Annotated in this window: 1 protein-coding gene; it reads left to right on the forward strand. The window is 53.6% G+C overall.

What is annotated here, in order from left to right:
* Nucleotides 1–496 (forward strand): MFS transporter (locus KTR07_RS28200; protein WP_032850894.1); only part of this gene is annotated, 496 nt, incomplete at its 5' end.
* Nucleotides 497–506 lie beyond the last annotated feature (10 nt).

Genomic DNA, 506 nt, shown 5'->3' on the forward strand with positions numbered 1-506 from the left:
CCAAGTTCTCGTAGGACTAGTCAACACTCTGACCACCGTTCTTGCTCTTGTGATCATCGACAGGGTCGGCCGCAAGCAACTGGTCTATTACGGAGTTTCGGGGATGGTTGTCTCCCTCCTGCTGATCGGCATTTACTTCCTCTTCGGTGATTCCTGGGGAGTCTCCAGCCTCTTCCTGCTTGTTTTCTTCCTGTTCTATGTATTCTGCTGTGCCGTCTCCATCTGTGCCGTGGTGTTCGTGCTCCTCTCGGAGATGTACCCCACCAAGGTGCGCGGACTGGCGATGTCCATTGCAGGATTCGCCCTGTGGATAGGAACGTACCTGATCGGACAGCTAACCCCCTGGATGCTCCAGAATCTCACCCCCGCCGGAACATTCTTCCTGTTCGCAGTCATGTGCGTGCCGTATATGCTCATCGTATGGAAACTCGTGCCGGAGACCACAGGAAAGTCACTGGAAGAGATTGAAAGATACTGGACCCGGTCGGAACAGTAGAAGAAAGAAA

The sequence above is a fragment of the Bacteroides sp. MSK.20.82 genome, assembly GCF_019052485.1.
In the GTDB taxonomy this organism is placed as follows: domain Bacteria; phylum Bacteroidota; class Bacteroidia; order Bacteroidales; family Bacteroidaceae; genus Bacteroides; species Bacteroides thetaiotaomicron.